Genomic DNA, 26041 nt, shown 5'->3' on the forward strand with positions numbered 1-26041 from the left:
GTACTGGCTGTTAGCGTGCTAGCGCGGGCAAGCCCGCCCTCACATTCGTCTGGTGTTGGGTCAGGAATCAGTGCTTCCAGGCGAGCGGGTTCACCAGGTTTTTCGGGCGCTCACCCGCCAACGCCTGCAACAGGTTATCCACGGCACACGTGGCCATCGCTTCCCGGGTCTCATGGGTCGCCGAGCCGATGTGCGGCGTGGCCACCACATTGTTCAAGCGCAACAACGGGGAATGGTGATCCAGCGGTTCTTTTTCGAACACGTCCAATCCCGCTGCGCGGATCGTGCGTTGTTGCAACGCGTCCACCAGCGCGGCCTCATCTACCACCTTGCCGCGCGAGATATTGATGAAGATCGTCTCTGGCCCCATCAGCGCGAATTGTTCGGCGCCAATCAGCTTCTCGGTTTCAGCGGTCAGCGGCAATGTCAGGCAGACAAAGTCGGCCTGTTGCAGCAAATCGTCCAAGCTACGGTACTGCGCGCCGAAACGCGCTTCCACCGCCGGCTTGGGCGAATGGCTGTGGTAGATCACCGGCATGCCGAAGCCAAAGTGCCCACGCTGGGCCAGGGCTTCGCCGATGCGGCCCATGCCGATGATACCGAGGGTCTTGCCATGCACGTCGCTGCCAAAGTGCGCCGGGCCGATGTTCTTGCTCCACTGGCCGGCGCGCACCATATCGGCCAGTTCGACCACGCGGCGGGCGGTGGCCAGGATCAAGGCAAAGCCGGTGTCGGCGGTGGTTTCGGTGAGCACGTCCGGGGTATTGCTGAGCAGGATGCCGCGCCCCGTCAGGTAGTCGATATCGTAGTTGTCCACGCCCACCGACACGCTGGCCACCGCTTCCAGTGCCGGCGCCAGGTCCAGCAGCTTGGCGTCCAGGCGCAGGCTGGCACCCAACAGGCCGTGGGCGCTGGGCAGGGCATCGCGCAGCTTGGCCAGGCCGGTGTCATCCAGCGCTTCGATCAGCGTAACCTCGGCCTTTTCATGCAGGCGGGCCATCAGCGGCGCGGAGAGTTTCTTGTACAACACGACAGACTTTTTCATGAGGTCTTTACCTTCAACTCCAGGGTGGGCACGGGCGAGCGGTCGCTGGCGCCGGGCTTGAGGAAAATGGTCAGCACCACCGACAGCATCAACGCACCGCTCATCAACAGGTACGAGGCGCCAGGCGAGCCGGTGCTGCTATTGAGGTAGCCCACCAGGTACGAACCACCGAACGAACCAAGGGCTCCCATGCTGTTGATCAGCGCCATGGCGCCACCGGCGACATTGGCCGGGAGGATTTCCGGGACGATGGCGAAAAATGGGCCATAGGGCGCGTACATACAGGCGCCGGCAATCACCAGCAGGGTGTAGGACCACCAGAAGTGTTCGGCGCCCAGCACGTAGGACGCATAGAACGCGATGGAGGCAATCAGCAGCGGCGGCCACACAAAGCGCTTACGTTTTTGCAGTTTGTCCGAGCCCCAGGACACCACCAGCATGCCAATCACCGCTGCCAGATACGGCAGCGCCGACAGCCAGCCTGCCTCGACCATGTCCATCTGCAGGCCGGCCTTGAGGATCGACGGCAGCCACAGTACAAAGCCATACACACCAATGCTCCAGCAGAAGAACTGCAAAGCCAGGATGATCACCTTGGGCGAGCGAAAGGCTTCGGCGTAGTTCTTCACCGCCTTGATGCCCACCTGCTCGGCGGCCAGGGCCGTTTCCAGGTTGTGCTTTTCGCTGTCGCTGAGCCATTTGGCATCCTTTGGACGCTCATCGGCCAGTTTCCACCAGATAAAAGCCCACAGCACCGCTGGCAGGCCTTCGATGATGAACATCCAGCGCCAGCTGAAATGCTGCACGAGGTAACCTGACACCACCGACATCCACAGCATGGTTACCGGGTTGCCGAGGATCAGGAAGGTATTGGCGCGGGAGCGTTCGGCACGGGTGAACCAGTGGCACAGGTACACCAGCATCGCCGGCATCACCGCGGCTTCCACCACCCCCAGCATGAAGCGAATCACAATCAGCATGTAGGCGTTGGACACCACGCCGGTCAGGGTGGCCAGGCCGCCCCAGAGGATCAGGCTGACAAAAATCAGCTTCTTGACGCTGCGCTTTTGCGCATAGATCGCCCCCGGCACCTGGAAGAAAAAGTAACCGAGGAAAAACAGCGCACCCAGCAACGACGACATGCCGGGCGTGATCATCAGGTCTTCGGCCATCCCGGAGGCAGCGGCGAAGCCATAGTTGGCGCGGTCCAGGTACGCCAGGCTGTAGGTGATAAAAACGATGGGCATGATGTACCACCAACGGCGGGTGGCGAGTTTCACGGTGTCCATGGGGTTGCTCCTGAGCTTGTTGTAGTTGTGGCAACAGGTAATGGGTTAGGCAACGGATCGACTGGGTAACTCAGAACGGGTGGGCAAACCTTCCATGTCGCCGCGGCTCTGCACGGCACGGCTGCCGATCCAGTTGCCGCGCTCTACCGCCTCGCGAAAGCCGAGGTTTTCGAGCAGCGCGCTGATCATGCCCACGGCAAAGCCGTCACCGGCGCCGACCGTGTCCACCACGGTGTCCACGCGCACGGCGGCGACAAAGCCCTGGTCCATCTGGGTGCGGTAGTAGGCGCCGTCGGGTCCAAGCTTGATCGCCACGGCTTCGGCGCCCTGGTCGAGGTAAAACGCGGCAATGTCGGCCGGGTCATCGAAGCCAGTGAGCAGGCGGCCTTCGCCCAGGCCCGGCAGGACCCAATCGGCCAGGCCGGCGAGGGCGTTGATTTCGCGGACCATTGTCTGTTGGTTGGCCCACAGCGACGGACGCAGGTTGGGATCGAACGACACGCTGCGCCCGGCCTTGCGCATTTGCGTCATCAGCTCGACGGACAACTCGTGTGTCGCGGCCGACAACGCCGGTGGAATACCCGTGGCATGCAGGTGTCGGGCTTGCAGCAGTGCGGGGCTGATCGCAGCGATGGACAAGTGACTGGCCGCCGAACCTTTGCGGAAATACTCCACCTGCGGATCATCCCCGGCTTCCTCGCGGGACTTGAGCTGAAAACCGGTGGGGTGCAACGGGTCGACCGCCACATGCCGGCAATCCAGGCCTTCCCTGGTCAGGGTGTCGACCACAAAGCGCCCGAGTGAATCATTGCCCACCCGGCTTAGCCAGGCCACGTTGAAGCCCAGGCGCGAGAGGCCAATGGCGACGTTGCTGTCGGCCCCGGCAATGCGCTTGTGAAACTGCGCGACCTGGGCGAGCTCGCCAGTCTGCTCGGCGACGAACATCGCCATGGTTTCACCAAACGAGAGGATATCGATGTCAGACATGCGCGTTCTCCGCACGGGGTTGGCCCAGCAGGGCGAGGGTGGCGACTTGCTGCGCGGTGACCGCGACCAGGTCATCGCCTTGCAGCGGAAATTCCACCGCCCGGGTAATACCTTGAGTCATGTGCTTGAGCAGTTGTTCCCACAGGTGCAGGTCGGTGGCGCCAGGCGGCAGGGCAACCAGCTTGCCGTCGGCGCGACGGGCCACGGCCTTGCAGTGCAGGTAATCCACATGCCTGCCGAGCAGGCGCGCGGCGGTAAGGGCAGACTGGTCCTGCCACTGCCAGTTGCCGATATCGAAGGTCATCTTCACCGGCAGGCCGAGCCGCTCCACTTCGCTGAAGAAGCGTTGCATTGGCTCGATCCGGCCGCCCTGCAGGGTCTGGTCATTTTCCACCAGCAACTGCACTGGGTGGCGGTTGAGCAGGGCGTGCAGGCTCTCCAGGTCATTGGTGTCGGTGAAGTAGCCGAGTGAGACCTTGAGCCAGCGCGCACCAAAGGCCTGGGCCCGATCCAGGGTCGCCGCCAGCTCGGCATTCGGTTGGGCGCGGCCGGCGACCCACAGTTCCAGGGGCGATGAGAACACCGATTCCAGACCCTGCCCGGCAGCGGCCTGGGCCAGTTCATCGGGTTGCTCGACCGTCAGCAATTCTTCACGCCATTCGATGCGTTGGGCGCCGGCGGCCGCCAGCAACTCGACAAAACTCAATTGGCCCTGCTGGCGGACAAGGTCGGCGCCGTAGCTGGAAAGGCTGATGGAGACGGGGTACTTATGCATTGTTGTTTACCTCTGAAACCGGTTTCATTTTTTTACGCACACCAAAACGGTAGTGACCGGGAAGCCGGCGCCTACGGGAGGGTTGTGGAGCCTCGGATGATCAGCTGGGGCAGGAAATCCAGGGTGCGTGTTGGCGTCGTGTCACCACGCAGGCGCTTGAGCAAACAGTCGAAGGCACTGGCGCCAATCGCCTCGGTCGGCTGGGCGAGGGCAGTGATGCCCGTGCCCACCAGCGGGTACCAGTCGAGGTCATCCAGGGCGATCAGGCCCACGTCCTCGAACAGCGTGCAGCCCAAGTGTTTCAGCGCACGGGTACAGGCCAGCGCAGCGACGCCATTGGCGCAGAAAACGGCCTTGGGACCTGGGGTCGCAAGAAAGGTTTGCAGACGGTGCTCCAGCTCGCTGTCCAGTTCCAGCACCGTCCCGGCCAATGCCGGACGGCGGGCGATCTCGGCCTTGAAACTGTCCCGGCGCTCCAATCGCGAGCTGGTGCCATCGGTGGCTTCGCTCACCATCAGCACGTGGCGATACCCCTGTTGCTCCAAGTGGTCCACGGCTATGCGCACGGCCGCCGGGTTGTCCAGGCCGACCAGGTCGCTGTGCAGCGGCTCGACCTTGCGGTCCACCAGCACCAGCGGCATTTCGCGCTGCAGTTCAAGCAACTGGTCGAGGTGATGGCCGAGGGTGTTCACGATCAGGCCTTCGATGTTGTACGAACGCAGCGCGGCCAGGTGCTGGCGCTCCTGCTCGTCATCACGGTCGGTGTTGCACACCACCAGGCTGTAGCCGTGCTGGCGGCAGGCGGTCTCGACGCCGTGCATCACGGCAATGGAATAGGGGTTGCGGATATCGGCCACCAGCATGCCGATCAGCCGTGTACGCCCGCGTTTCAAACCGCGGGCCATCTGGTTGGGGCGGTAGCCGAGTTGTTCGATGGCCTGTTCGATGCGCAGGGCAATGGCATCGGAGAGCAAGGCGCGGTCGTCGCCGATAAAGCGCGACACGCTCGCCTTGGACACACCGGCGCGCTCGGCCACATCAAGCATGGTCACGCGGCTGCGCTGGGCGGCAGAAAAATTGTTCACGGTCATCGACCTTCTATTTTTATTGGAATGACTGAAACCGGTTTCAGGAAACCATCAAAACGGGAAAGTCGTCAAGCAGTTGTAGGACAAAGTCAGATAGCCGGTGCGTCAAACCACCACACCCAGCCAGGTCGCACCCAGCAGCAACACCGCCATACTGCGGTTGAAGCGCTGCGTGGCCTTGGCCGACCGAAACACCTGTGCCGATCCGACGCCCAGCAGCGCCCACGTGCCCAGGCATGGCAGCGAGATCAGGAAAAATATCAGTGACAGGTACACCACCTGGCTCTGGCGCTCCTCACCATTGCCAGCAAAGACGCTCACAACCGCGAGCGCCATCATCCACGTTTTCGGGTTGATCAACTGCAGGCTGGCGGCGCCGATCAGGCCCAGGGGTTTTTGGCTCGCATCGACGTCGATGGTTTGCGCCGGGGCGCTGAATATCTGCCAGGCCAGGTAACTCAGCCAGGCGACGCCGATCCATTGCATGGCGGTTTGTACCTTGGGCACGTGCACCCATGACTGGCCAACGCCTGAACCCACCAGCAGCACGAGCCCCGCGGCACCGAGACAGGCGCCCAGGATGATAGGCAGCGCCGCCTTGAAACCGTAACGGGCACTGTGGCTCAGCACCAGGATATTGGTGGGGCCGGGTGTGATCGACGCGACAAAGGCAAACAGCGTAAAGGGCATAAACGTGGACAGCATGGTGGATGACTCCGATAAACCAGATGATGGAGTCGATCTTCACAAGCCCGCGTGCTACCTGTCTGGAAGATTTGAGCAGCGTTTGCGGTAGGCGGCGGGCGTAAGGCCGTAGGCGCGCACGAACCAGCGGCCGAGGTGGCTCTGGTCGGCAAAGCCCAATGCAATCGCTACATCCGCCGGTTGCTCGCCGTTGGCCAGCAAGTGCCGGGCCCGCGCCAGGCGCAGTTGCACCAGGTAAGCGTGAGGCGGCAGGCCAAACGCGCTCTTGAAGGCGCGGGTCAGGCGGAACCGGTCGACGCTGCAGGCCAGGGCCAGTTCGTCCATGCCCACATCCATGTGCAAGTGGGCATGCAGGTATTCCCGGGCCTTGTGGGCCACCTGCGGCAGGCGCGGGTCCTCACGGTAGCGGGTGCGCCAGTAGAGTTGCCCGGTGAGGCGTTCCAGCAATTGGTCCATGGCACGTTGGCGCACGATGCGCAGTTCGCCGCTGTGCAGGGTCTGGAAGGCTTGGCTGGTGGCCAGGGCCAGGCGTGGGTCACTGGCCAAGGTGCTGGCAAACGCCAGCTGGCTGCCTGGCGGCGCCTCTTCGAACACCGCACTCACTTCGCGCGCCAACCAGTGTGGGTCGAGGTAGAGCATATGGTAAGTGAACCCGTCGGCAGTGGGCGCATCGCCATCATGCAACTCGCCGGGTTCCACCAGGAACACCTGGCCGGGCACGCTGTTGTGGCGGGTGCGGCGGCAGTTGAATTGCTGCACGCCTTGTTCGGTGACGCCGATCAGGTAGCTGTCGTGCCAATGCGGGTCGTACGCATGGCCTTCGAAGTGCGCGCGCAAGGTCTCGATACCGGTGTCGGCGTCCTGGGACAGGTCGATCCAATTGTGCGCGGCCATACATCACCGAAACGGAATACGTGAGGCTATTAGCGCCCAGCACTGGATGGGCGTCTAGAAGGTTTGTGCAGCCTCAACCGAACAAGCCAGCGGCGATATTGATCGAGAACCCCAGGATCGCCGTGTTGAACAGAAACCCGATCAACGATTGCCCCAGCACCACCTTGCGCATGCCGCGGGTGGCAACCCCGACATCGGAGGTCTGCACCGCCACGCCGATGGTGAAGGAGAAGTACAGGAAGTCCCAATAGTTGGGGGTCAGCAAGCCTTCGGCAAAGCGCAACGCCGGTTCCTTGCCATCCCAGGTGTAATAGAGGCGGGCGTAATGCACGCTGAAAATCACCCCGATCAGCAACCACGAACCGATCACCGTGAGCCCGGTAAACCCGTAGTGCAGCAGGCGTTCGGAGGCGGCCAGGTCCTTGCTGCCTACCAGTTCGAAGGTGATGGTCGCCAGGCTGGCGATGGCTGCGATACACACCGTGAACAGCACCAGCCCGGCGTTTTCATCCTCGATTTCGGCGATACGCTTCACATCCGCAGCCTTGGCGCGACGCGTCAGCCATAGCATCAGCACCAGGTAGGTCCACACGCCGGCGTTCCAGCCGATGAGGATTTTGCTGGCGAGCGTGTCAGCCGGCGCCAGGATGCCCACGGCAATGCCCAGCACGGCGGCGGCGGAGAGGCGAGGGTGGGTGCGGGCGAGGAAGGGCATGGCGGCTCACAGACAGTCATTTGTGAGCACCATAACCCCTGTAGGCGCTGGCGTGCCAGCGATGGCATCTACTCGGTGAGCCTGACAGGCCGAGGTGTCTGCATCGCGGGCAAGCCCGCTCCTACACGGGGTGGGGCGTTGATCAGTCGGGTGTGTGGCGCTTGCGCACCCGTTTCATCACCACCACAAAGAACACCGGCACGAACACCACCGCCAGCGTCGCGGTGATCATCCCGCCAATGACACCCGTGCCAATCGCCTGTTGGCTGGCCGAACTGGCCCCGGTGGCAATCGCCAGCGGCACCACGCCGAGGATGAACGCCAGGGACGTCATGATGATCGGCCGCAACCTGAGGCGCGCGGCCTTCAACGTGGCGGTGATCAAGTCTTCACCCTGGTCGTACAGGTCCTTGGCGAATTCGATGATCAGGATCGCGTTCTTCGCCGACAGGCCGATGATGGTGATCAAGCCGACCTTGAAGAACACATCATTGGGCATGCCGCGCAAGGACACCGCCAGTACCGCACCGAGTACGCCCAACGGTACCACCAGCAACACCGATGTCGGGATCGACCAGCTTTCATACAACGCCGCCAGGCACAGGAACACGATCAGCAGCGACAAGCCCAGCAACAAGGGCGCCTGGGCGCCGGACAGGCGTTCCTGCAAGGACAGCCCGGTCCACTCCTGGCCCAGGCCGGCTGGCAATTGGCTGACCAGGCGCTGGATTTCATCCATCGCCTCACCGGTACTGTGGCCAGGTGCCGCTTCGCCAGAAATCGCGATGGCCGGGTAGCCGTTGTAACGGGTCAATTGCGCCGGACCCTGGGTCCATTTGGCTTCGACAAATGCCGACAGCGGCACCATTTTGCCATCGTTGTTGCGCACATTGATCTTCATCAAGTCCGCCACCTGGCTACGCTGGTCGCCTTCGGCCTGCACCACCACGCGCTGCATGCGGCCCTGGTTGGGGAAGTCGTTGACGTAGGCCGAACCGATGGCCGAGGACAGCACATTGCCGACGTCAGCAAACGATACACCCAACGCATTGGCCTGTTTGCGGTCCACCTCCAGCTGCACTTGCGGTGCCTCGGCCAGGGCGCTTTCGCGCACGTTGGCGAGGATCGGGCTTTTCTCGGCGGCCGCCAGCAACTCGGTGCGTGCCGCCATCAACGCGGCATGGCCGACGCCTCCACGGTCCTGCAGGCGGAACTCAAAGCCGCTGGACGTGCCCAGGCCATCCACCGGCGGCGGCAGGATCGCATAGGCAATCGCGTCCTTGAGCTCGCTGAAGGCCATGTTGGCGCGGTCGGCAATCGACGCGGCGGAATCATCGCTGCCGCGCTCCGACCAATCCTTGAGCGTGGTAAACGCCAGCGCCGCGTTCTGCCCCGAGCCGGAGAAACTGAAGCCCATGATCATGGTGGTATCACCCACGCCTGGTTCCTCGGCGTTATGCGCTTCGATCTGCTCGGCCACCTGCACCGTGCGATTCTTGCTCGCGCCGGGCGGCAGTTGGATATCGGTGATGGTGTAGCCCTGGTCTTCCACCGGCAGGAACGAGGAGGGCAGGCGGCTGAACATCCACCCCAGGCCCACCAGCAGCACCAGGTAGATCAGCAGGTAGCGGCCGCTGCGCTTGAGGGCATAGGCCACCCAGCCTTCATAACGATCGGTGAGCTGCTCGAAGCGGTGGTTGAACCAGCCGAAGAAACCGCCCTTGGCATGGTGCTCGCCCTTGGCAATCGGCTTGAGCAAGCTCGCGCACAGGGCTGGGGTCAGGGTCAGGGCGAGGAACGCCGAGAACAGGATCGACGTGGCCATCGACAGCGAGAATTGCTGGTAAATCACCCCCACCGAGCCCGCCATGAACGCCATTGGCAGGAACACCGCGACCAGTACCAGGGTGATGCCGATGATGGCGCCGGTGATCTGGCCCATGGCTTTTTTCGTCGCCGCCTTGGGTGACAGGCCTTCGGTGGCCATGATCCGCTCGACGTTCTCCACCACCACGATCGCATCGTCCACCAGGATACCGATCGCCAGCACCATGCCGAACATGGTCAGCACGTTGATGGAAAAGCCCAGCAACAACATGGTGGCGAAGGTGCCCATCAGCGCAATCGGCACCACCAGGGTCGGGATCAGCGTGTAGCGCACGTTCTGCAGGAACAGGAACATCACCGCGAACACCAGGGCCATTGCCTCAAGCAGCGTGTAGACCACCTTGGTGATCGAGACTTTGACGAACGGCGAGGTGTCGTACGGGATCTTGTATTCCACATTGGCCGGGAAGTAGCGCGACAACTCGTCCATTTTCGCCCGCACCAGGGTGGCGGTGCTCAGCGCGTTGGCACCGGGCGACAGTTGCACGCTGACGGCGGTGGATGGCTTGCCATTCAGGCGCGTGGAAAACTGGTATTCCTGGCTGCCGATTTCCACTCGCGCCACGTCGCCGACGCGCACGGTGGAACCGTCCGGGTTGGCCTTGAGCACAATGTCTGCGAATTCGGCCGGGGTCGACAACTGGCCCTTGACCAGGATCGCCGCAGTGATTTCCTGGGTCTTGGTACCGGGCAGATCACCGATGCTGCCCGCCGACACCTGGGCGTTCTGCGCGCTGATCGCGGCATTCACGTCGGCCGGGGTCAAGTTGAAACCGATCAGTTTCTGCGGGTCGATCCAGATGCGCATTGCACGTTCGGCACCGTACAGCTGCGCCTTGCCCACGCCATCGAGGCGCTTGAGTTCGTTCATCACGTTGCGCGCCAGGTAATCGCTGAGCGCCACGTCATCGAGCTTGCCGTCGCTGGAGGTCAGCGTCACCAGCAACAGGAAGCCGGCGGAGACTTTCTCCACCTGCAAGCCTTGCTGGGTCACCGCCTGGGGCAGGCGCGGCTCCACGGCCTTGAGTCGGTTCTGCACGTCGACCTGGGCCATCTCCGGGTCGGTGCCGGGCTGGAACGTCGCGGTGATGGTGGCCGAGCCCAGGCTGCTCTGGGATTCGAAGTACAGCAGGTGATCGGCGCCGTTCAGTTCCTGCTCGATCAGGCTGACCACGCTTTCGTCCAGGGTCTGGGCCGAGGCACCGGGGTACACGGCATAGATTTCAACTTTCGGCGGCGCGACGTTGGGGTACTGGGCCACCGGCAACTGCGGGATGGCGAGCGCGCCGGCCAGCAGGATAAACAGGGCGACCACCCAGGCGAAGATCGGGCGGTCAATGAAGAACTGCGGCATGGTAAGTGATTCCTTTCCTTAGCGGACAGAGGCCTGGGCATTCGGCGCGGGGCTGTCGTCCACTTCGACTTTTTCGCCGGGGCGCGCGTGTTGCAGGCCCTCGACGACGATACGGTCGCCGGGTTTGAGGCCGCTGCTGACGATCCAGCGGTCCTCGATCACCGCGCCAAGCTCCACTGGCTGCTGGCTCACGGTCTGCTCGGCGTCCAGCAACAGCACCATCGGGATGCCCGCGCTGTCGCGGGTGATAGCGCGTTGCGGCACGCTGATGCCTTGCTTGTCGATCGCCTGTTCCAGGCGCACCCGCACAAAGCTGCCGGGCAGCAGGTCGAGGTCCGGGTTGGGGAACTCGCTGCGCAGGATGATTTGCCCGGTGCCGGGATCGACGCTGATCTCGGCGAAGAGCAATTTGCCTGGCAGCGGGTAAAGGCTGCCGTCGTCCTGGATCAGCGTGGCCTTGGCCTGGTCCTGGCCGACCTGCTTCAAGCTGCCGGCACGGAAGGCACGGCGCAGGTCATTCAACTCGCGGGTGGACTGGGTCAGGTCGGCGTGGATCGGGTCCAACTGCTGGATGATCGCCAGCGGCGTGGCCTCGTTCTGGCCGACCAGCGCCCCCTCGGTCACCAACGCGCGGTCGATGCGTCCGGAAATCGGCGCGGTCACGGTGGCGTAGCCCAGGTTCAGCCTGGCGCGTTCGACAGCGGCCTTGTTGGCGGCGACATCGGCGTTGGTCTGGCGCACGGCGGCGCGGGCGTTGTCGTAGTCCTGGCCGCTGATGGCGTTGCCTTCCACCAACTGGCTGTAGCGCTGTTCTTGCAAGTGCGCCTGGAAGGCATTGGCCTGGGCCTTGCTCAGGTTGGCCTGGGCACTGTCCAGGTCGGCCTTGAAGGGCGCGGGGTCGATGCGAAACAGCACGTCGCCTTGTTTCACGTCGTGGCCTTCCTTGAACACCCGCTGCATGACGACGCCCGCGACCCGTGCACGCACTTCGGCAATGCGCGGCGCGGCGATGCGCCCGCTCAGTTCGCTGGTGATCGAGAGCGGTTTGGCCTGCAGGGTTTCGATGCGCACTTTGGCCAGGGGCATTTCTGGCGCTTCGGCGGCGGAGTCGCCACACGCGCTCAGGGCCAGGGTGAGGGCCAGCAGGCAAAACGGCGCAAACAGATTCTTCGACATGCTCTTATCCCAATATTGACTGGCGCATCCTAAAGTCACCTGCGCCCTGGTGCTGTGAAGCTGTGTAGGCCGTGTGTGAAGAAATGTAAGGTGCGACCCATAGTCCGCAGAGGGCGTATATCCTTGCACAATCCTGCAAACAACCAAGATCGATGTGGGAGCAAGCCCGCTCCCACAAGGGTCTGTGCACAGCCGACGAACCGCATTATTTGGAAACACCATGCCCAACATCCTCCTGGTGGAAGACGACGCCGCACTCTCCGAGCTGATTGCCAGCTACCTGGAACGCAATGGCTATCACGTCAGCGTGCTCAGCCGTGGCGATCACGTTCGCGAACGCGCACGCCTGAACCCGCCGGACTTGGTGATCCTCGACCTGATGCTGCCCGGTCTCGACGGCCTGCAAGTGTGCCGCCTGTTGCGCGCTGACTCGGCGGGCCTGCCCATCCTGATGCTCACCGCCCGTGATGACAGCCACGACCAAGTGCTGGGCCTGGAAATGGGCGCCGATGACTACGTGACCAAACCCTGCGAACCGCGTGTGTTGCTGGCCCGTGTGCGTACGTTGCTGCGCCGTAGCAGCTTGTCCGAGCCCCAGCTCGCCAATGACCAGATCATCGTGGGCAACCTGTGCATCGACCTGTCGGAGCGCACCGTGACCTGGCGCGAGCAGGCCGTGGAGTTGTCCAGCGGCGAATACAACCTGCTGGTGGTGCTGGCCCGGCATGCCGGCGAAGTGCTCAGCCGCGACCAGATCCTGCAACGCCTGCGTGGTATCGAGTTCAACGGCACCGACCGGTCGGTGGATGTGGCCATCTCCAAGCTGCGCCGCAAGTTCGATGACAACGCCGGCGAAGCGCGCAAGATCAAGACGGTATGGGGCAAGGGCTACCTGTTCAGCCGTTCCGAGTGGGAATGCTGACCCATGTTCCGTGTATTGCTGCGTCTCTACCTGATCACCATCGTCACCTACAGTGCGGCGATCTACCTGATCCCCTCGTTGGTGATCCAGCTGTTCGAACACCGCTACATGAACTACAACATCGAGCAGACTCGCGGCCAGCAAAAGCTGATCGTCAAGCAATACCTGCGCGCACCGGTGGAACGCTGGTCACAGGTGACCGACCAGCTGGGCCGTGACTTCGCACCCTTGAAAGTGCAATTGCTGCTGCGCCAGGACGCCAGCTACACCCCGACCGAAGAAAAACTGCTGGAGCAGGGCAAGCCAGTCGTGCGCCTGGGGGAGTGGGGGTGGATGGAGGAAATCAGTTCGCCGATCAACGAGCAATTCGTGGTCAAGCTGACAGTTCCGCCCGATCCGATGGACATGAACGTCCTGTACTGGGCGATCAACGTGCTGATCGTCGCTGCGCTGCTGGCCTGCCTGTTGGTGTGGCTGCGTCCGCACTGGCGCGACCTGGAACGCTTGAAAAGCACCGCGGGGCAATTGGGCCAGGGCAACCTGGCCGAGCGTACGCGCATTCCGGCCAGCTCCAGCATCGGCAGTCTGGCCTCGGTGTTCGACACCATGGCCGACGACATCGAACACCTGCTCAACCAGCAGCGCGACCTGCTCAACGCGGTCTCCCACGAACTGCGCACGCCGCTCACTCGCCTGGATTTCGGCCTGGCGCTGGCGCTCTCCGAAGACTTGCCCGAGGCCAGTCGCGAACGCCTGCAAAGCCTGGTGGCGCATATCCGCGAGCTGGATGAACTGGTGCTCGAGCTGCTGTCCTACAGCCGCCTGCAAAACCCGGCGCAACTGCCAGAGAGGGTCGAGGTGGTGCTCGATGAATTTATCGACAGCGTGCTTGGCAGCGTCGACGACGAGCTGGAAAACCCCGAGATCGTCATCGACGTCGCACTCGATTGCGCCGTGGAGCGCTTCAGCCTCGACCCGCGCCTCACCGCCCGTGCGTTGCAGAACCTGCTGCGCAATGCCACGCGTTACTGCGACAAGCGCATCCAGGTCGGCGTCAAGGTGTGCCCCAAGGGCTGTGAAATCTGGGTGGACGATGACGGCATCGGCATCCCGCTGGACCAGCGCGAGCGCATCTTCGAGCCGTTCTACCGCCTGGACCGCAGCCGTGACCGTGCCACCGGTGGTTTCGGCCTGGGCCTGGCCATCAGCCGGCGCGCCCTGGAAGCCCAGGGCGGCACCTTGACGGCATTGGCGTCGCCGCTGGGTGGCGCGCGATTCCGGGTGTGGTTGCCCAGCGTCGGCTGATCAGAGCACCTTAACCGCGCGGCCGATCGCCTGGATCGGCCCGGTGGGCTTACCGGTTGGCGAGCCCCGTGGATCTTCCAGGGTCAGCTCGAACAGTTGGTTCTGCGTCAGCGGCGGCAGCTTGTCGAGTGGCACCGACAGCGTCTGCCCCGGCTTGACCAGGCCCAGGGACACGGGCCCCTGCCAACCGTCGCCTTTGGTCCAGAACTGCAGGGCCTTGTCGGCCGGCACTTCCATCACACCCAGCGGGATCAACTGAATCTGCTGATCGTTACTGGCCTGGATCACCCAGCCCGGTGCCTGGTTTTGCGGTGCAACCAGCACCACCACGAAGCTTGGCTCGGCAGTGGGCGGGCGGGTCAGCAGCAACCCGGCCAGCACCAGCGTGGTCAGCAACCCGGCACCGGCCAGGCCACGCCACACTGCAAGCAAGTCCCACCAGGGCGTTCGGGCACCGGCGGTGTTGCGTTCGATGCGTCGCCATAATTCAGAGGAAGGTGGTACGGGCTCCGCCAGGGCCGTCAACGGCAACAGGCGCTGTTCCCAGGCATCAACCGCTGCGCGTAGCTCGGCGTCATGGGCGAGGCGTTGTTCCACCTCGACGCGCTGTTCGCCAGGCAGGGTGCCCAGCACGTATTCGCTGGCCAGTTCGTCCAGTGGGTTGCTCATGCCATGCACTCCCGCAGCGCGGCGAGGCTACGTTTGATCCAGGCTTTGACGGTCCCCAGCGGGGTGTCCAGTTTCCGGGCGATTTCGCTGTGGGAATAACCGTCGACATAGGCATGCAGGATGCACGTGCGGCGGGCCGGATCGAGCTGCTCCAGGCAGGCGTGGACCTGCCCCGAGCGCGAAGCGAATTCAAAGGTGTCGGTTGTAGCGACGCGCTCGTGCTCGTCGCTCAACGGTATTTCACGGTAATGATTGCGCACGACATTGAGCGCCAGGTGCCGGGTCACACTGAACACCCAGCCACGGGCGGAGCCGCGATCGGGGTCGAAACTGCCGGCGCCGCGCCAGACCTTGATGAAGGCGTCATGCACGATGTCTTCGGCCAGGGACTTGTCCCTGACGATGCGCAGCGCCACGCCGAGCAAACGGCTGCTGTCCTGCTCATAGAGCTGGCGCAAGGCGCGTTGATCGCCACGGGCGCACGCCCGCAGACAGGCTTCGTAATCAAACACGTGATGCTACCCCCAAGCGCCAAACCGCATATTTATCCGCATTGGGGGCAGCGTAGCCGAGTTTGTTCAGTTGGCCGCCCAGAAAATGTAGTCGGCCTGGTACTTCACCACTTCCTGCTTGCCTTTGTTGGCAGCGGTGCACTCAGTGCTCGGCGCCACGCCACCCTTGAGCGCGACGCGCTGGATGTAGCTCACGCCACTCATCGCGCCCTTGCCTTCGGCCGGGTTGGCCTTGACCAGTTGATACGGCAGGTTGCCCGCACCGGACGGCGCCACGGCCAACTGGGTGCCGGTGACTTTCGAACCGTCCTTGGCCTGCCAGGTAGCGGGTGGGCCGAAATAGGTGCCCACTTGCTTGCCGCTGCGGTCATTCAGCACCGCCTTTGGCCCGACAAAGGTCCACTCGGTCTGGCCCGCAGCGTTGGCTTTGTCGCGGCACTCGTAGGTGATTTCGCCGACGCCGGTGGTTTCCAGCGCCACCTTGTGGCCATCCGGCACCTTGATGCTGTCGGGCAAGCCGGTCTGGGCGAAGGCAGCAGGTGCAGCGGCCAGCAGGGCAGTGAGGCAGAACAGTGCTTTAGCGTTCATGGGTACTTCTCCATTTCAGTAAAACAGCGGGGTGACTGAGAGGTACTACCCATGGCACGCACGATTGGATGCAGCGATTAGAAAATAAATGATAGAGGGCGCACACTGTGCCCCCGCTTTACCCGAGGAGAGATTGGCAATGACTGGTGTTCACACGTCTGCTCAACAAGGTTTCTCTACCCAGGCCGTCACCTACGCCCAGGGCCGGCCGGATTACCCAAGGCAACTGACGGGCTGGCTGGCCGAGACCCTGCGCATCGATGCCCAGTCGAACGTGATTGACCTGGGCGCCGGCACCGGCAAGTTCACCCGTTTGCTCAGCACCCTGGCACCGACATTGACCGCCGTCGAGCCGGTCGCGGCCATGGGCGCCCAGTTGACCAAACTGCTGCCGGCCGTACGCCTGGTCAATGGCACCGCTGAATCCATCCCACTGCCCGCCGCCAGCGCTGATGCGGTGGTGTGTGCCCAGGCATTCCACTGGTTCTCCACGGAGGCTGCCCTGGCAGAAATCCATCGCGTGCTCAAGCCCGACGGCCGCCTTGGCCTGGTGTGGAACGTGCGGGATGAATCGGTGGATTGGGTCGCCGCCATCACTGACATCATCACTCCCTACGAAGGCGACACCCCGCGCTTTCACACCGGGCGCTGGCGCGAGGCTTTCACCGGCGAGTACTTTTGCGCACCCGAAGTGACCTTTTTTCCCTACAGCCACGTCGGCAGCCCTCAAGAAGTGATCATGGACCGTTTCCTCTCCGTGAGTTTTATCGCGGCGCTTCCCGAGGCACCCAAAGCCATGGTTACCGCACAATTGCAGGCACTGATCGACACCCATCCGGCGTTGAAAGGGCGGGAGACGGTCGCCTTCCCCTACGAGACCCAGGCCTACGTCTGCCATCGACTGAGTTAAAAGGCATAAAGTCAGATCATATTGATATAAGTCGTTATAAGAAAAATCGCTATCCTGCGGCCAGAAATTTATAAGGCCGCAGGTAGCTTTAATGGATGTGGGTAATTTTGGTTTTGTGGTTGCTGGCCTGATCGTTGGTTTTATCGTAGGCATGACCGGTGTGGGCGGGGGCTCGTTGATGACCCCGATCCTGCTGTGGTTCGGCATCAACCCCGCCACTGCGGTGGGCACCGACCTGTTGTACGCGGCCATCACCAAGTCCGGTGGCGTGCTGGTGCACAGCAAGAACAAGAACATCGACTGGACCATCACCGGCTGGCTGACCCTGGGCAGTGTGCCTGCGGTGTTGCTGACCCTGTGGTTCCTGGCCAGTCTGCACACTGACCCCAGTGCCATGAATGCGGTGATCAAGCAGGCCCTCGGCGTGGTGCTGCTGCTGACGGCCTTGGCGATTCTGTTCAAGAAAAGCCTGTTGGCGTTTGCCCAGCGGCATGCCGGCGATGACTACCACATGAGTCCGCGCAACCTGAACGCGCTGACGGTGGTGACGGGGGCGATCCTCGGCACCATGGTTGCCCTGACGTCCATTGGCGCGGGTGCGCTGGGGACCGTGGCGTTGTTTATTCTGTATCCGTTCCTGGCTACGCGGCGGTTGGTGGGGACTGAGATCGCGCATGCCGTGCCGCTGACCCTGGTGGCGGGATTGGGCCATGCCAGCATGGGTAACATGGACTGGCATCTGCTGGGCTTTTTGTTGATGGGGTCGTTGCCGGGGATTTATATCGGTAGTCATATGACGGGCAAGCTTCCGGATGGGGTGTTGCGCCCGTGTTTGGCGGTGATGCTCATGGCTATCGGCTACAAACTGGCGTTTTGATTTGGGGGCATATCCGTTGTTTGGGTAGCGGCGGCTTAGGGTTCCGTCCTTACGGCGGTTCACTTTTGAAAAAAGAGCCCAAGAGTAACCATGGCACTTGACCCACCATTCGGCACCTCGCCTAGGCTCGGGTTACCCACGGATTCAAGCCTGAGTACGGCCAGCGTGTTGGGTGGGGCGCCTCAGATCACAAGCAAGCCAAGATCAGCTTCGTCTGGGGGATAGAGCACCCACCTTTGACCGAGACCGACAGTAAAAAAACGGTCAGATCCCAGGTCGCCGTGCTGGGTCGATAGATCAATCACATACTAGCTTTTCTGTGGGAGCTGGCTTGCCTGCGATGCAGGCACCTCGGTACATCAGGCATACCGGGCTGATTCCATCGCAGCCAAGCCAGCACCCACCTTTGACCGGGGTCGACAATAAGAAACCTGTCGGGTTACGGGCACACCGAGCCTAAGCTGCTGTACCGGGCCCATTCCCAATCTGCCAGACAAATGGCGGCTCAACCCCATTAACCACCCAATCCCCCACAATCCGCGCCTTGTAGATCACCGGATTATGCGACGACACCGTCCGCGCATTACGCCAATGCCGATCCAGCGCCTTACCCTGGCGCACATCCGACGCCCCCAATGCATTGAACAACTCACTGGTCGCACGCTGGATCAACTCGGACACCACCACCTGTGCAGTGGCCGACTCAATTTCGGCCGCCACGTTGGCCTCACGCTCCACGGCTTCATCCCCCCCAAACCTCGCGACATAAGCCCGTTGCGCCGGCAGCGTCGCTTTCAACGCGCTGGCCTCGGCGGCGTACACCAGAGCAGCCACGTCGCCCACTACCTGTTGAATCTGCGGATCCTGGCTCACATGGGCCGCATTGCCATGGCTGTAGATGCGCTGGCGGCTGCGCACCTGATGCGCCACATCACGCAATGCCGCACGGCCGATACCCGCCAGGCTGGCGAGCAACACCAACTGGTAGAACGCGGTCTGGTATTTGAACCGGGTGGCAAAGTCGATGACGTTGCCTGCTTCCACCACGGCATCGGTAAAGCGTGACGTGCCGCTGCCCGTAGTGCGCTGGCCAAAGCCGTCCCAGTCATCGCTGTGCACCACGCCAGGCTGGCGGGCGCGGGTGGCGGCGATCACGTCGGCGCCGGTGTCGCTGCGCTGGGCGTAGACGTCGATCCAGTCGGCGAAAATGCTGCCGGTGCTGTAGAACTTTTCTCCATTGAGCTTCCAATGGTCACCGTCGGGGCTGACGTGGGTGACCACATCGCCGATGGCCACGTTGCCGATTTCGGTCCAGGCGCAACCGACGATGTCGCCCTCCACGAAACGCTTGAACCACAGGTCGCGACCGGCACTGGGTGGTGCATTCAGGCGGTCTTCGGCAAAAGCAAAGTGCCCGCGTAGGGCCTGGGGCAGATTTGAGTCGGCTTCGGCCAGTTCGATCAGCAGTTCAAACAACTGCGGCAAGGAAGCACCGCCACCACCGTACTCCACGGGAACGCGCACCGCGCCAAAGCCGGCGGCTTTTAGCCACTGGATCGGCTCGTGGGGCAGGGTGCGGCTCTGTTCGCGCTGTACGGCGCCCTCGGCGATGCGTTGAAAAATCGGCCGGAAGCGCGCAGCCAGGGTCGGGTAGTCCGCGCCGGTCGACAGCGGGTTGATGACGTGTTGTTCGGTCATGGGCAAGGTTCCTGGGCAATGATCGGTACAGGGGTGATTGCACAGTCCGTGCCGGGCGCCGCTGCCCGTATTTGCGGGGTAAAGCCCCAAGCCACTGTTGCCCTGGCAACAGCTGTTCGACAAACCAGCCCACTCTGCGACATCGTCGTCGGCACCTCCAATTGCGCCCAGAGCCCCTGGCATGGGCGTTTCACCGGCCTGGCATGCTTGCTGCTCAAGCCCTGGGTACATCCCTTTGTGCGAGGTACCGTTCGATGAGTCAGCAAGCCGTGAAATTTGCCTATTGGGTGCCCAACGTCAGCGGTGGGCTGGTGGTCAGCAAGATCGAGCAACGCACTCACTGGGGCATTGATTACAACCGCAAGCTGGCGCAGCTCGCCGAAGCCGCCGGTTTTGAGTACGGCCTCACCCAAATCCGCTTCACTGCCGGCTACGGCGCCGAAAACCAGCATGAATCCGTAGCGTTCAGCCACGCGCTGCTGGCTGCGACCACCACGCTCAAGGTGATCGCCGCCATCCTGCCCGGCCCGTGGCAACCAGCGCTGGCGGCCAAGCAACTGGCGACCATCGACCAGCTCACCAACGGCCGTATCGCGGTGAACATTGTCAGCGGCTGGTTCAAGGGCGAGTTCCAGGCCATTGGCGAACACTGGCTGGAGCACGACGAACGCTATCGCCGTTCCGAAGAATTCATCCGCGCCCTCAAAGGCATCTGGACCCAGGACGACTTCACCTTCAAAGGCGACTTCTACCGGTTCAACCATTACACCCTCAAGCCCAAGCCACTGGGCCAGCCGGAAGTGTTCCAGGGCGGTAGCTCGCGGGCGGCGCGGGACATGGCCGCACGGGTGTCGGACTGGTACTTCACCAACGGCAACACCCCGGAAGGCATCAAGGCTCAGGTCGACGACATCCGCGCCAAGGCGGCGGCGAATAACCATTCGGTCAAGGTCGGCGTCAATGCGTTCGTGATTGCCCGCGACACCGAAGAAGAAGCCCGTGCCGTGCTGGCGGAGATCATCGACAAGGCCGATCCGGAGGCCGTGAATGCCTTTGGTGACGCAGCCAAGCAGGCCGGCAAGGCTTCACCGGAAGGCGAGGGCAACTGGGCCAAGTCCAGTTTCGAGGACCTGGTGCAGTACAACGATGGCTTCAAGACCAACCTGATCGGCACGCCGCAGCAGATCGCCGAGCGCATCGTCGCGCTCAAGGCAGTGGGGGTGGACCTGGTGCTCGCCGGTTTCCTGCACTTCCAGGAAGAAGTCGAGTACTTCGGCAAGCGCGTGTTGCCGCTGGTGCGTGAGCTGGAGGCCAAGGCTGCGATCAAGAACGTGGCGTGAACACGACTACCGCCGCCCGCAATTTGTTATTGCCGAACCGGCACATGCGTTCGAACTCCCCATGGCTGACCGGCAAATGCTGGCAGTCCAGGGGTTGACGGTGCTGGCTGTGGTCAACGTCCGGGTCGTGCAGGTAGACGAAGTCATCGTCGCAGTCGGTGACCATTACCCAGTGCGGTGACTTGGAGCGCGTGAGGCGGTAGCTGCTGATCAACACCAGTGGCTGGCCGCCGTCACGTAATACCTGGGGCAAGTCCAGCGCGCCGCCGAACACTTGCTCGACGTCACTGCTCGCCAATTCCTCTTCGAATGCCTCATGCACCAGGCGCATGACGTCCTTTTTATGCGCATCTCGCACGCCATCCAGAAACAGCGGCCCGCGCACATTCACCTGCATGCGCACCGCAAAACCGCGACGCCAGGCGGCCAAGGCCAGCCCTTGCGGGCTGCAACCGCCATGGCCGGCGGTCATGAACACGGTGGTCGCTTCGCGCCAGATCTGCAGCTCTTCACGCCGTTGCGCCACGCGCTCCGGCACCAACGCGCCCATGGCCATCAGCAGGCACGCCGCGCCGCAGGTGAAGTCGGTGGTCTGCTGGTAATACGGCACGCTTTGCGGGCGCGCATCCTGATGCTGCACGATGCGTTTCTCCAGGCGCAGGGCGGCGGTGTGGTCTTCGTAGTAGTCGTTGATGAGGGCGAAACGCCGGTAGCCATTGCGCTCATACAGGGCCAGGGCAGCAGGATTGTCGGTGCGCACCTCCAGGCGCAGGTAGGCACAGTCGTGTTCCACCGCGATGGTTTCGATGCGTGTAAGCAACTGCTTGCCCAGCCCAAGGCCGCGTGCAGGCTCGGCGATGGCGATGGAATACAGGCGCGCCAACGAGGTGCCACGGTGGAACAGCACCAGCGCGTAGCCGAGCAACTGTCCCTCTTTTTCCGCCACCAGCAACTGGCCGTTGGCGCGGCTGACCATCCACTGGAAACTGCGCGATGACAACCGGTCGGTGGTGAAACAGTGCTGTTCCAGTGCCACCAATTCAGGCACATCGCAGGGGGTTGCAACGCGAAAGCAAAGAGCCATATGACCGCCGTAAAAGTTGCGTAACGAAACGGGACTTCTCTAAAAGATCGTGCTTAATAGAAAAGGTCGAGTTCTCTAAAGCGGATCAAATATTATGTCGGCGGTACAAGGTCATTGGCGTGAAGTATCCGAGCAAACGCTCGCGGCGACAATAACTAATAAAGGTTATTTTTCCGCACCTCTCAAAGGAACCCGTCAAGTAGTGATCATTGTCGAGCGCAAGGAAGATTGGGCCTCCTACTTCCCCAGCGAAGACATCGTCACGGCTCAGGAGTACTTGGAACAGACCCGGGAAAACGAGACCGGCAAGCGTGTGCAGGTGATCAACCTGTGCCGCAGCTACAAGTACCTGGGGCACGGTTATTACTGTTCGTTGCTCGCCGAGGCCCGCGGGCACAAGGTGATTCCCTCGGTGCGTACCATCAGCGAACTGACGAAGAAGTCGCTGTACGGCCTGGCCCTGGACGACCTGGATAAAACCCTCGATAAAGCCTTGAGTCATCACCTTTACAGCAATACCGAAGGCTTTACCCTGACACTTTACTTTGGCCGGACCAATATAGAGCCGTTGCAGGATCTGGCCCGCCAATTGTTTGAAGCCTTCCCATGCCCGATTCTGTTAGTTGAATTCAAGCAGCACAACGGCTGGCACATCGAAGGGGTCAAGTCTGGCGTGTTGCACAAGTTGCGCGACGATCAGGAAGATCAATTCGCCCACGCCCTGGATAACTTCAGCCGCAAGATCTGGCGCCAGCCACGCTCACGTCGCCTGGCCCGTTACGACCTGGCCATCCTGCACGACCCCCAGGAACAATTACCGCCGTCGAACGCCAAGGCGCTGGATAATTTCATTCGCGTGGGCAAGGGCCTGGGCATCGATGTGGAGCTGATCGAGCGCAAGGACTACTCGCGCCTGGCCGAGTACGACGCCTTGCTGATCCGCGAGACCACCAGCGTCGACAACCACACCTACCGCTTTGCCAAGAAAGCCGAAAGCGAAGGCCTGGTGGTCATGGACGACCCGGCATCGATCCTGCGCTGTACCAACAAGGTCTACCTCACGGACCTGCTCAACAGCCATCAACTGGGCATGCCCGCCACCGAGATTCTGTACAAGGAGCGACCGGAAGACTTCGAACGGGTCGGTGAGCGCCTGGGGTTCCCGCTGGTACTGAAGATCCCCGACGGCTGCTTCTCCCGCGGGGTGATCAAGGTCGAAAGCCAGGAAGCCTTGCTCAAGGCCACTGCGGAGCTGTTCGAGCATTCGGTACTGTTGTTGGCACAGGAGTTCTTTTACACCGAGTACGACTGGCGCATCGGTGTACTCAACCGCAAACCGATCTTTGCCTGCCAATACTTCATGTCCAAGGGCCATTGGCAGATCTACAACCACAAGGCCATCGGGCAGGACATCAACGGCGAATGCCGCACCCTGGCGGTCCACGAGGCGCCCAAGGCGGTGGTGGAACTGGCCGTCAAGACCGCCAACCTGATCGGTGATGGCCTCTACGGCGTCGACCTCAAGCAGTCCGGCGACAAAGTGGTGGTGATCGAGGTTAACGACAACCCCAACCTGGATGCGGGTATCGAAGATGCCTACTTGCAGGACGACCTCTATGGCCTGGTGCTGGAAGAGTTCGTGCGGCGCCTGGAGTTGAAGCGTCAGGGCCAGGTCTGGTGAGCCGGCGATGATCCAGCGTTTTGAACTGACCGATGGCAAGCTGCGCAGCGGGGAGCATGATGATGCCCCGATCCTGTTGTTCAACAACCCTGATTTGGCCGAGCGTGAGTGGCTGCGTGACCACCACAAGCTGGACGAGCACGCCCTGGCCTCGGCGCTCGACCCTGACGAAGTGTCACGTATCGAGTTTCACCCCGACAATCTGTTCCTGATCTGGAAACGCCCGGAGAATTACTCTGGCGGCGGCAACCTGGTGTTCGAGGTGTCGTCCTGCGGCCTGCTGTTTTCACCCAGTCGCCTGCTGGTGATCGCCACCGACGAAACCCCGCTCACCGGCCTGGGCCAGCGACGTCCGTTGCATACACCGCTGGATGTGTTGCTCGACCTGCTGCTCAACAACGTCCACCACTACCTGGGCCACCTCAAGGTGATCAAGCTGGTCGCCCGGGAGTTGCAGCAGCAGTTCAATGCGTCGATGAGCAACCACCACCTGATGCAGATGTTCAGCCTCAGCGAAAGCCTGATCTATTACATCAACGCGCTGCACAGCAACGGCGCGGTGCTGTCGCGGTTGCGCAACCATGCCGAGAAGGAGCATTTCAGCGCGGAAATCCTCGGGCTGATCGATGACCTGATCATCGAGAACCACCAGTGCTACAAACAGGCCGAGATCTATTCCAACGTCTTCTCCGGATTGATCGATGCGCGCGGCAACCTGATGAACAACAGCATGAACAACCTGTTGCGCAAGCTCACGTTGATCAACGTGGTGTTCCTGCCGCTGAACCTGATTGCGAGCATTGGCGGTATGTCGGAGTTCAGCATGATGACGGCGGGAACGCCGTGGTGGGTATCGTATCCGTTGTTCCTGCTGGCGATGGGGCTGGGGGCCGGCTTGATGGTGTTGGGCCTCAAGCGGATAGCCGGCGGGTGAATGTCGTGTGAGCCTGTTGATCTTTTGTGTGGCTTGTCTTTTTGTGTACACATCCATTTGTGCGGTCATCGCGGCCAACCCGGCGTCCTGCCGGGTTACCCACGGATTCAAACCTGCGCTCGGCCAGCGTGGTTGACGGGGCGCCTAAGATCAAAAGCAGCTTCGTCTGGTGGATAGAGAACCCACTGTGGGAGCGGGCTTGCTCGCGAATGCGGTGTGCCAGTCACAGATTTACTTGCTGACATACGGCTTTTCTGTGGGAGCTGGCTTGCCTGCGATGCAGACAGCTCGGTCCATCAGGTACACCGGGTTGATGCTATCGCAGGCAAGCCAGCTCCCACATTTGAACCGAGATCGACAGTAAGAAACCGGTCGGCTCCAAGGCCGCCACGCTGTTGATTTTGATCTTAGGCAGCCCCCAATCACTGTCGGATTACGGGCACACCGAGCTTAGGCGAGGTGCCGAGTGTTGGGGCACGAGCGTTTTTTGCTGGGCCGGTCCCCCAACAACAACCCCACACCGTCTAGGCCTGCAACGTAAACACCTCAAAGCCATCCGCGGTCACTGCCACCGTGTGTTCCCACTGCGCCGACAGGCTGTTGTCCTTGGTGACCACGGTCCACCCATCCTTGAGGCTGCGCACTTTCGAGCTGCCCTGGTTGAGCATTGGCTCCACGGTAAACACCATGCCTTCACGCAGTTCCAGCCCGGTGCCGGGACGGCCGAAGTGCAGGACCTGCGGTTCTTCGTGCATCTGCCGGCCGATGCCGTGGCCGCAATACTCGCGTACCACGCTGTAGCCGTTGGCTTGCGCATGGCGCTGGATCGCGTGGCCGATGTCGCCCAGGCGGGCGCCAGGCTTGACCTGGCGGATACCGGCCCACATCGCTTCGAAGGTCATTTCCACGAGGCGCCTGGCCTTGGGGGAAACGGTGCCGATCATGTACATCTTGCTGGAGTCGGCGATAAAGCCGCCTTTTTCCAGGGTGATGTCGATGTTGATGATGTCGCCGTCCTTGAGGATTTCCTTGGCGCTGGGCATGCCGTGGCACACCACTTCGTTGATTGAGGTGTTGATGGAGAAGGGGTAGTCGTACTGTCCCAGGCTGGCGGGGCGGGCGTTGAGGTCGTTGCGGATGAAGGCTTCGACGGCGGCGTCCAGCTCCAGGGTCGAGCGGCCGGCGGCGACGAAACCATCGAGCATAGTGAAGACCTGTGCCAGCAGGCGCCCGGCTTCACGCATCACGGCCAGTTGTGCGGCAGTCTTGATCATCAACTGCGCCCCCGGATCAGGTCTGGCTTGTCCAGCAACAGTTTGTTGATCAACTCGTTGTAGGGCAGGTGGGGGTTGAGTTCTGCGAGCAGCCCGATCTTGATCCAGAATTCAGCCTGGGCGTTGATGGAGCGGTCCATCGCAGCGCTGGCCAGGCGCAGTTGTTCGTGCAATTGGTCGGTGATCTTGACGATGCCCATGGTGTTCACTGTGCGGTAGGAATATACAAAGCGTATATGTTTCGTATATCAATCGTAAACCCCTCGCCGCTAAACGGCGGTTGGCCATTGACTTGGCCACGGGCCGCCGGTTAGTTTCGTCACATGACATTT

At 62.1% G+C, this 26041-nt stretch carries 24 protein-coding genes; 7 read left to right on the top strand and 17 right to left on the bottom strand.

Annotation, left to right across the window (positions count from 1 at the left end):
* Positions 1 to 67: 67 nt before the first annotated feature.
* From ATH90_RS12385 to ATH90_RS12430, 10 genes are all read right to left on the bottom strand, one after another.
* Positions 68 to 1045: a 2-hydroxyacid dehydrogenase gene (locus tag ATH90_RS12385; protein WP_069023338.1), complete on the bottom strand. Its 978-nt coding sequence runs from the start codon at positions 1043 to 1045 to the stop codon at positions 68 to 70.
* Complete coding sequence (locus tag ATH90_RS12390; RefSeq protein ID WP_034104660.1) at positions 1042 to 2334, bottom strand: MFS transporter; 1293 nt, start codon at positions 2332 to 2334, stop codon at positions 1042 to 1044. Before ATH90_RS12390 ends, ATH90_RS12385 begins: the two co-directional genes overlap by 4 nt.
* A 45-nt stretch (positions 2335 to 2379) precedes the next feature.
* On the bottom strand, positions 2380 to 3321 hold the full coding sequence (locus ATH90_RS12395) for a sugar kinase (RefSeq protein ID WP_034104662.1): 942 nt from the start codon (positions 3319 to 3321) through the stop codon (positions 2380 to 2382).
* Positions 3314 to 4096, bottom strand: a complete 783-nt coding sequence (locus ATH90_RS12400) for a sugar phosphate isomerase/epimerase family protein (RefSeq protein WP_098466377.1) — start codon at positions 4094 to 4096, stop codon at positions 3314 to 3316. The genes ATH90_RS12395 and ATH90_RS12400 overlap by 8 nt, the downstream gene beginning before the upstream one ends.
* A gap of 71 nt (positions 4097 to 4167) precedes the next feature.
* Positions 4168 to 5181, bottom strand: a complete 1014-nt coding sequence (locus ATH90_RS12405; protein WP_098467667.1) for a LacI family DNA-binding transcriptional regulator — start codon at positions 5179 to 5181, stop codon at positions 4168 to 4170.
* 108 nt (positions 5182 to 5289) lie between these two features.
* Positions 5290 to 5889 carry a LysE family translocator gene (locus ATH90_RS12410; protein ID WP_098466378.1) on the bottom strand — a complete coding sequence of 200 codons (600 nt, stop codon included), beginning with the start codon at positions 5887 to 5889 and terminating at the stop codon, positions 5290 to 5292.
* A gap of 54 nt (positions 5890 to 5943) precedes the next feature.
* Positions 5944 to 6783 carry an AraC family transcriptional regulator gene (locus ATH90_RS12415; protein ID WP_098466379.1) on the bottom strand — a complete coding sequence of 280 codons (840 nt, stop codon included), beginning with the start codon at positions 6781 to 6783 and terminating at the stop codon, positions 5944 to 5946.
* Positions 6784 to 6856: 73 nt separating this feature from the next.
* Positions 6857 to 7498, bottom strand: coding sequence for a DUF1345 domain-containing protein (locus ATH90_RS12420; protein ID WP_034104673.1), 642 nt, complete (start codon positions 7496 to 7498; stop codon positions 6857 to 6859).
* A gap of 142 nt (positions 7499 to 7640) precedes the next feature.
* Entirely contained in the window at positions 7641 to 10739 is a 3099-nt protein-coding gene (locus ATH90_RS12425; RefSeq protein WP_098466380.1) for an efflux RND transporter permease subunit, read from the bottom strand.
* An 18-nt stretch (positions 10740 to 10757) separates the two neighbouring features.
* Positions 10758 to 11915, bottom strand: coding sequence for an efflux RND transporter periplasmic adaptor subunit (locus tag ATH90_RS12430; RefSeq protein WP_098466381.1), 1158 nt, complete (start codon positions 11913 to 11915; stop codon positions 10758 to 10760).
* A 220-nt stretch (positions 11916 to 12135) separates the two neighbouring features.
* Between ATH90_RS12430 and ATH90_RS12435 the strand changes: the two genes are divergently transcribed.
* Positions 12136 to 12837: a response regulator gene (locus ATH90_RS12435; RefSeq protein ID WP_034104679.1), complete on the top strand. Its 702-nt coding sequence runs from the start codon at positions 12136 to 12138 to the stop codon at positions 12835 to 12837.
* 3 nt (positions 12838 to 12840) lie between these two features.
* Positions 12841 to 14142 carry an ATP-binding protein gene (locus ATH90_RS12440; RefSeq protein WP_034104681.1) on the top strand — a complete coding sequence of 434 codons (1302 nt, stop codon included), beginning with the start codon at positions 12841 to 12843 and terminating at the stop codon, positions 14140 to 14142.
* Here ATH90_RS12440 and ATH90_RS12445 read toward each other — a convergent pair whose 3' ends face one another.
* From ATH90_RS12445 to ATH90_RS12455, 3 genes are all read right to left on the bottom strand, one after another.
* Entirely contained in the window at positions 14143 to 14811 is a 669-nt protein-coding gene (locus ATH90_RS12445) for an anti-sigma factor (RefSeq protein WP_098466382.1), read from the bottom strand.
* Positions 14808 to 15323 (bottom strand): sigma-70 family RNA polymerase sigma factor, encoded by a 516-nt coding sequence (locus tag ATH90_RS12450; RefSeq protein ID WP_098466383.1) that lies wholly within the window; start codon positions 15321 to 15323, stop codon positions 14808 to 14810. Before ATH90_RS12450 ends, ATH90_RS12445 begins: the two co-directional genes overlap by 4 nt.
* Before the next feature lie 66 nt (positions 15324 to 15389).
* On the bottom strand, positions 15390 to 15911 hold the full coding sequence (locus ATH90_RS12455; protein ID WP_034104687.1) for a DUF3455 domain-containing protein: 522 nt from the start codon (positions 15909 to 15911) through the stop codon (positions 15390 to 15392).
* 139 nt (positions 15912 to 16050) lie between these two features.
* Here ATH90_RS12455 and ATH90_RS12460 point away from each other — a divergent pair, with 139 nt between their 5' ends.
* Both ATH90_RS12460 and ATH90_RS12465 read left to right on the top strand, forming a co-directional pair.
* On the top strand, positions 16051 to 16821 hold the full coding sequence (locus ATH90_RS12460) for a class I SAM-dependent methyltransferase (RefSeq protein ID WP_034104689.1): 771 nt from the start codon (positions 16051 to 16053) through the stop codon (positions 16819 to 16821).
* A gap of 91 nt (positions 16822 to 16912) precedes the next feature.
* Positions 16913 to 17698: a sulfite exporter TauE/SafE family protein gene (locus ATH90_RS12465; protein WP_034104691.1), complete on the top strand. Its 786-nt coding sequence runs from the start codon at positions 16913 to 16915 to the stop codon at positions 17696 to 17698.
* A 456-nt stretch (positions 17699 to 18154) separates the two neighbouring features.
* On the opposite strand, the gene ATH90_RS12470 is transcribed toward ATH90_RS12465, so the two are convergent.
* Positions 18155 to 19396 carry an acyl-CoA dehydrogenase family protein gene (locus ATH90_RS12470; RefSeq protein WP_098466384.1) on the bottom strand — a complete coding sequence of 414 codons (1242 nt, stop codon included), beginning with the start codon at positions 19394 to 19396 and terminating at the stop codon, positions 18155 to 18157.
* A gap of 254 nt (positions 19397 to 19650) precedes the next feature.
* Here ATH90_RS12470 and sfnG point away from each other — a divergent pair, with 254 nt between their 5' ends.
* On the top strand, positions 19651 to 20736 hold the full coding sequence (gene sfnG, locus ATH90_RS12475; RefSeq protein ID WP_098466385.1) for a dimethylsulfone monooxygenase SfnG: 1086 nt from the start codon (positions 19651 to 19653) through the stop codon (positions 20734 to 20736).
* Here sfnG and ATH90_RS12480 read toward each other — a convergent pair.
* On the bottom strand, positions 20720 to 21820 hold the full coding sequence (locus ATH90_RS12480; RefSeq protein ID WP_034104698.1) for a GNAT family N-acetyltransferase/peptidase C39 family protein: 1101 nt from the start codon (positions 21818 to 21820) through the stop codon (positions 20720 to 20722). The genes sfnG and ATH90_RS12480 overlap by 17 nt on opposite strands.
* A gap of 94 nt (positions 21821 to 21914) precedes the next feature.
* Between ATH90_RS12480 and ATH90_RS12485 the strand changes: the two genes are divergently transcribed.
* The gene (locus ATH90_RS12485) at positions 21915 to 23501 is read left to right on the top strand and encodes a RimK family protein (protein WP_034104700.1); all 1587 of its coding nucleotides are present in this window, start codon (positions 21915 to 21917) and stop codon (positions 23499 to 23501) included.
* Positions 23502 to 23508: 7 nt separating this feature from the next.
* Positions 23509 to 24435 carry a magnesium transporter CorA family protein gene (locus ATH90_RS12490; protein WP_034104703.1) on the top strand — a complete coding sequence of 309 codons (927 nt, stop codon included), beginning with the start codon at positions 23509 to 23511 and terminating at the stop codon, positions 24433 to 24435.
* A 524-nt stretch (positions 24436 to 24959) separates the two neighbouring features.
* On the opposite strand, the gene map is transcribed toward ATH90_RS12490, so the two are convergent.
* Positions 24960 to 25709 (bottom strand): type I methionyl aminopeptidase, encoded by a 750-nt coding sequence (map, locus tag ATH90_RS12495; protein WP_034104705.1) that lies wholly within the window; start codon positions 25707 to 25709, stop codon positions 24960 to 24962.
* Positions 25709 to 25909 (bottom strand): ParD-like family protein, encoded by a 201-nt coding sequence (locus ATH90_RS12500; RefSeq protein ID WP_003190946.1) that lies wholly within the window; start codon positions 25907 to 25909, stop codon positions 25709 to 25711. Before ATH90_RS12500 ends, map begins: the two co-directional genes overlap by 1 nt.
* Positions 25910 to 26041 lie beyond the last annotated feature (132 nt).

The sequence above is a fragment of the Pseudomonas lurida genome (assembly GCF_002563895.1).
GTDB lineage: Bacteria > Pseudomonadota > Gammaproteobacteria > Pseudomonadales > Pseudomonadaceae > Aquipseudomonas > Aquipseudomonas lurida.